The organism is Streptomyces sp. NPDC005485, assembly GCF_040606085.1.
GTDB lineage: Bacteria > Actinomycetota > Actinomycetes > Streptomycetales > Streptomycetaceae > Streptomyces.
In genome coordinates, this window is record NZ_JBEXDZ010000280.1 from 1 (window position 1) to 5,568 (window position 5,568).

Consider the following 5,568-nt stretch of genomic DNA (forward strand, 5'->3'; position numbering starts at 1 on the left):
CCAAGTACGTCCAGTACGAGGGCCTTCGTCCGGCACGCCGAGGGCACGCACCGGACACCGCGGGCACCGCACAGGACTTTCAAAACACCCCCTAGTCGCGGGCCGGGCTGGGCTTCAGGGGCGGCCCTACGGGGTTTTCGCCCCCTCCGCCCCTGCCCGTCCCGTACCCGGGGGCTGCCGCCCCCGGACCCCCGCCCATCGGCCTGAACGGCCTCGTCCTCAAACGCCGGACGGGCTGAACGCGCCTAGAAGCTCGTGATCAGCGCCCGTCCCCCCTTGCCCGCCGCCATGTTCTCGAACGCCGTCGGGATGTCCTCCAAGGTGATGCGTTCCGTCACCATGGATCCCAGGTCGAGGCGTCCCTCGCGGACGTGCTCGGCCAGGATCGGGAGGTCCTTCGCCGGGTCGGAGTTGCCGTAGACGCAGCCCGCGAGGGTGCGGCCCCAGTGGAAGATCTCCAGGGCGTTGAAGGTGATCTGCTGGTCCTTGCCGCCGATGCCGACGACCGTGGTGCGGCCGCCCCGGCGGGTGGCGTCCCAGGCCGTGCGGATGGTGACCGCGCGGCCGACGCACTCGATGGCCACGTCGACGCCCTGTTTGCCGGTGAGGGCGCGGATCTCGCGGGCGGTGTTCTCCGAGGCGACGACGTAGTCCGTGGCGCCGGCCTCGCGGGCGAGGGACTCCTTCGCGGACGAGACGTCGACCGCGACGATCTTGGAGGCGCCCGCGATCCTGGCGGACTGCAGGGCCGCCAGACCGACCCCGCCGGCCCCGAACACCGCGACGGTCTCGCCCGCCCGGACCTTCGCCGAGTGGTGGACGGCGCCGTAGCCGGTGAGCACGGCGCAGCCGAGGAGGGCCGCGTCGGCGAGCGGTACGCCGTCCGGTACGGGGAGCACGCAGCCGGCGGCCACGACGGTCTCCTCGGCGAACGCGGCGACGTTCAGTCCGGGGTGCAGGTCGCTTCCGTCGGACACGCGCCGGGCGTACACGTCGGCCGCGCCGTTGAGCGCGTTGGCGCACAGCCACACCTCGCCGAGCGAACAGGCATGGCAACGACCGCAGGAGGGCGCCCAGTTGAGGACGACTCCGTCGCCGGGCGCGACATGTGTGACGCCCTCACCGACGGAGACGACCGTGCCCGCACCCTCGTGGCCGAGAACCGCGGGCACCGGGACCCGCATGGTGCCGTCGGACAGGGACAGGTCGGAGTGGCAGACCCCGGCGGCGACAAGGCGGACGCGGACCTGGCCAGGGCCGGGCTCGGGCAGCTCGATGTCGGTGATCTCCAGCGGGGCACCGATGGCGGGCAGGACGGCGGCACGGACGGCCATGGAGGCAACTCTCCCAAAAATAGAGCGATGTGGATTGCAGTACGGCCAACCGGCCTAGAACTGGAGGGACTTGGTCTGGAGATACTCGCCGAGACCGTGCGGACCCAGTTCGCGACCCACTCCCGACTGCTTGTAACCGCCGAAGGGGGCACGGGGGTTGAAGCGGCCGCCGTTGATGTCGACCTGCCCGGTCTCCAGTCGGCGGGCGAAGGCGACCGCCTCCGCCTCGTCCCCTGCCCAGACGGCACCCGCGAGGCCGTACACCGTGCCGTTCGCGATCCGCAGCGCGTCCTCCTGGTCCTCGTACCGGATGACCGAGAGGACCGGGCCGAAGATCTCCTCCTGGGCGATCGTCATGTCGGAGGTCACGTCGGCGAAGACGGTCGGGCTGACGAAGTAGCCGCGCTCGTGCGGGGATTCGGGGCCGCCCGCGACCAGCCGGGCGCCCTCGGCCACGCCCTTCTCGATGTAACTCCGCACCCGGGCCTGCTGCTTGGCGTTCACCACCGGCCCGATCCGGTCGCCGTACTTGGCCGCGGCGGACGCGGCGAGATCGACCGCCTCGTCGTACTGGTCGCGGTGCACGAGCATGCGCGTCCAGGCACTGCACGTCTGGCCGGAGTTGGACATCACGTTGGCGACGCCGACGGCCACAGCCTTGGCGAGGTCGGCGCTCGGCAGGATGACGTTGGCCGACTTGCCGCCCAGCTCCAGGGCCACCCTCTTGACGGCACCGCCGGCGGTGGCGCCGATGTGCCGGCCGACGGCCGTGGACCCGGTGAAGGAGACCAGGTCCACACCCTCGTGCTCGGCGAGGGCCTGGCCCGCGACCGGTCCAAGGCCGGTGACCAGGTTGAACACGCCTGCCGGTACACCCGCTTCGTGGACCGCCTCGGCGAAGAGCTGTGCGGTCAGCGGGGTGTCCTCGGCGGGCTTCAGCACCACCGTGCAGCCCGCCGCCAGCGCCGGGGCGACCTTGGCGACGATCTGGTGGAGAGGGTAGTTCCAGGGGGTGATGGCACCGACCACGCCGACCGGCTCGTGGTGGACGGTCGAGTTGCCGATCCGCTCCTCGAAGGCATGGGTCGCCGCCAGTTCGGCATAGGAGCCGGCGACCGCGATCGGCACGCCCGCGTGGACCGCCTGCGAGAAAGCGAGCGGCGAGCCGAGTTCGGCGGTGACGGTCTCGGCGATCTCGTCCTTGCGGGCGACCAGGACGTCCCGCAGGGCCCCCAGGCGCGCCGCGCGTTCGGCGGGCGGGGTCGCCGCCCAGCCCGGCAGGGCGGCGCGGGCGGCCCGTACGGCGGTGTCGACGTCCTCGGCGCTGCCCGCCGGGACACGGCCGATCACCTGCTCGTCGACCGGGTTCACGACCTCGATCGTGTCCCCGCCCGCTGCGGGCCGCCAGGCTCCGTCGATGTACATGCCGTCGTGTGCCTGCATCGTGCTTCCTCCCGGATGGGCTGCGTCGTCCGGCTCACAAACTAGCGATGTTAGTTTTTGTGCGCCAGGCACCCCCGGTCACCAGACGCACGGGACCGGCCGGAAACCCTCACAGGTCGACCCGGGCCCGGTCGTCCACCCGGCCCACCGACTCCTGCCCGAAGGCCTTCTCGTACGCCCGGCGGATCTCCTCGATCCGCCGGTCGCTCGTACCCGCCCGCGCCACGGGATACAGCAGCGTCAGCACGTACGACCGCTCCTTCTCGATGGTGCCGTGCGCGTCCCGCCACTGCCCGCGCCCGCTCTGCACGGTGAGCCCGTCCGGGAAGTCCGGCGTGATCTCCCGGTCGACGAAGGCCATGAACTGCCGGTCGGTGACGGCCGGGCCGCCGTCGGGCCGCCGGGTGCCGAAGAGGAGCCGGCTCTCGACGTACGGCTTCCCGCGCGCCGGAGCGGACATGGCGGGACCCGCGGCCGCGACGGCTGCTGCGGGCACCCCGTCGGCGAGGGTGGCGTACGCGGCCGGAGCGGCGGCCAGCAGGAGTCCGACCGCCGTGAGGACGGCCCGGGTACGGAGGAGGTGCGGTTTCATGCACCCATCCCTAGCGGGTTCACTCCTCCAGATCCGGCAGCCGTGCCGGGGCCGGGCAGATCCGTTCGCCGTGCTGGTCGAAGACGAACAAGTGGGCGAGGTCGACGAGGAGGGGGACCTGCATGCCGTGGCGCAGGTCGATGTCGGGGGTGGTGCGGACGACGAGGTCACCGGGCAGGCGGCCCTCCGGGGGCGCCGGTTCGGGGCGCTCGGGTCCCGTGTCCCCGGGGTGTTCGAGGACCACGACGGGCCCGGCCCGCAGGGCGCCCGCCCGCTCTTTCAGCCGGTCGATGACGGTGCCCTCGCGGCGGCGCCGACGGGCCGGCCGGACCGGGCGCGGCGCCTCCAGGTCCGGTACGACGGCCGGCCGCGAGCCGGTGTTGAAGTGGACGAGGACCTCGTGGCCCTGGAACTCCACATGCTCGACGAGACCGCTGATCGCCACCTCGCCGGGGCGGGCGGCGGCGGGTTTGCCGATGCGGACGGCCTCGGAGCGCAGCCCGACGATGACCTCGCGCCCCTGCTGCACCCGGAGCAACTGGTGGTCGAGGGAGAGGGGTTCGGGCAGCCGCAGGTACTGCTTGCCGAGGCTGATGGACATCGCGCCGTCGAGCGGGGCGCGGACGAGGCCGCGCAGCAGGTTGATCCGCGGGGTGCCGATGAAGGCGGCGACGAAGACGTTCCTGGGCAGCGCGTAGACCTCCCGCGGTGTGCCCACCTGCTGCAGGACACCGCCGCGCAGGACGGCCACCCGGTCGCCGAGGGACATGGCCTCGGACTGGTCGTGGGTGACGTACACCGTGGTGACGCCCAAGTCCCTGGTCAGGCTGGATATTTCGGCGCGCAGGTGATTGCGCAGCTTGGCGTCGAGGTTGGACAGCGGCTCGTCCATCAGGAAGGCCGACGGGTGGCGTGCGATCGCCCGGCCCATGGCGACGCGCTGGCGTTCACCGCCGGAGAGCTGGCTCGGGAAGCGGTCGAGGAGGTCCTCGATGCCGAGCATCCGGGCGGTGGCGTCGACGCGTGGGCGCGGGTCCGCGCCGGGCTCCTCGATGCGCAGCGGGAAGCCGATGTTGTCGCGGCTGGTCATGCTCGGGTAGAGGGCGAAGTTCTGGAAGACCATCGCGATGTCCCGCTCGGCGGGCGCCAGATCGTTGGCGTACTCGCCGTCGAGGCGCACCTCGCCCTCGGTGGCGTCCTCGAGTCCGGCGATCATTCTCAGCACGGTCGACTTGCCGCAGCCGGAGGGCCCGAGCAGCACCAGGAACTCACCGGGCCGGATGTGCAGTGACAGCCGCTCCACCACGCGGGCGCCGCGCGTGTAGACCTTGCTGACGTTGTGCAGGGAGATGGCGCGTGTCATGAGGGGTGCCCCCCGGGGGCTCACAGGACGTAGGTGCTCCACGGTCGAACGTCCCGTGCGGGTCGTACGGGGCGTATGAGTCACGGAAGCTAACGGACCGCACACACCCGGGGGAAGACGCGCGGCGGGATCGGGTGGTCCGGTCCACCCCGTGAGAAAGCGGACGGCCCGATTCAGCCTTCCTCTCGTCCCTTCCGGTCCCTTTCCGGCCGATTGGGACCTCTGGCCGGCGCTCCCCGCTCCCCGGTCCGTTCACGCCCCGCGCGCCGGACCCCGGGTCGCCGTCAGATGCGCGAAGACGACGATGTTGCCGGCGTAGCCGGTCTTCGGGTCGTAGGCGCCGCCGCAGGTGATCAGTCGCAGTTCCGGGCGGTCCCTGGCGCCGTACACCTCCTTGTCGGGGAAGTGCGCCTTCTCGTACGTCCGCACGGCGTCCACGGTGTAGACGGCGGCCCGTCCATCGGCACGGCGGGCTTCGATCGGCTTTCCGGGGCGGAGTTGGTCGAGAGCGGCGAAGACGGCCGGTCCGGTTCTGGTGTCGCGGTGGCCGACGACGACGGCCGTGCCGGCCCCGCCCGGCATCGGTCCGCCGTCGTACCAGCCGACCAGCTTGGGGTCCTCCATCGGCGGCGCGGTGAGGCGGCTGGCGCTGTCGAGCCGCAGCCCGACCACCGGTGCCTCCAGACCGAGATAGGGGATCGCGAGGGTGGTGGGCCGGGAGGGCGGCAGCGGCGCCGGTGGGGCGGGGGGCCGCCTGGGCGGATGCGGCCGGGTCCCGGCGGCGGGGCCGGTGGACGCTCGGGCGCCCCCCGGCCCCGCCGTGGCCGGTGCGGCCG

5 protein-coding genes are annotated in these 5,568 nt (G+C 72.5%); all 5 read right to left on the reverse strand.

Annotated features, from left to right (window positions below; all coding sequences use genetic code 11):
• Positions 1-245: 245 nt before the first annotated feature.
• The gene (locus ABZS97_RS43220) at positions 246-1,334 is read right to left on the reverse strand and encodes a Zn-dependent alcohol dehydrogenase (RefSeq protein ID WP_356149235.1); all 1,089 of its coding nucleotides are present in this window, start codon (positions 1,332-1,334) and stop codon (positions 246-248) included.
• 54 nt (positions 1,335-1,388) lie between these two features.
• Positions 1,389-2,777 (reverse strand): aldehyde dehydrogenase family protein, encoded by a 1,389-nt coding sequence (locus tag ABZS97_RS43225; RefSeq protein ID WP_356149238.1) that lies wholly within the window; start codon positions 2,775-2,777, stop codon positions 1,389-1,391.
• Positions 2,778-2,886: 109 nt separating this feature from the next.
• Entirely contained in the window at positions 2,887-3,369 is a 483-nt protein-coding gene (locus ABZS97_RS43230; protein WP_356149241.1) for a DUF3574 domain-containing protein, read from the reverse strand.
• Positions 3,370-3,388: 19 nt separating this feature from the next.
• Complete coding sequence (locus tag ABZS97_RS43235; protein ID WP_356149244.1) at positions 3,389-4,732, reverse strand: ABC transporter ATP-binding protein; 1,344 nt, start codon at positions 4,730-4,732, stop codon at positions 3,389-3,391.
• 252 nt (positions 4,733-4,984) lie between these two features.
• Positions 4,985-5,568 (reverse strand): class F sortase (locus tag ABZS97_RS43240; RefSeq protein ID WP_356149247.1); only part of this gene is annotated, 584 nt, incomplete at its 5' end.

What these genes read in the sequence shown, in the direction of transcription:
- ABZS97_RS43220 (WP_356149235.1), bottom strand. Translation starts at nt 1,334, where the DNA reads ATGGCCGTCCGTGCCGCCGTCCTGCCCGCCATCGGTGCCCCGCTGGAG.
- ABZS97_RS43225 (WP_356149238.1), bottom strand. Translation starts at nt 2,777, where the DNA reads ATGCAGGCACACGACGGCATGTACATCGACGGAGCCTGGCGGCCCGCA.
- ABZS97_RS43230 (WP_356149241.1), bottom strand. Translation starts at nt 3,369, where the DNA reads ATGAAACCGCACCTCCTCCGTACCCGGGCCGTCCTCACGGCGGTCGGA.
- ABZS97_RS43235 (WP_356149244.1), bottom strand. Translation starts at nt 4,732, where the DNA reads ATGACACGCGCCATCTCCCTGCACAACGTCAGCAAGGTCTACACGCGC.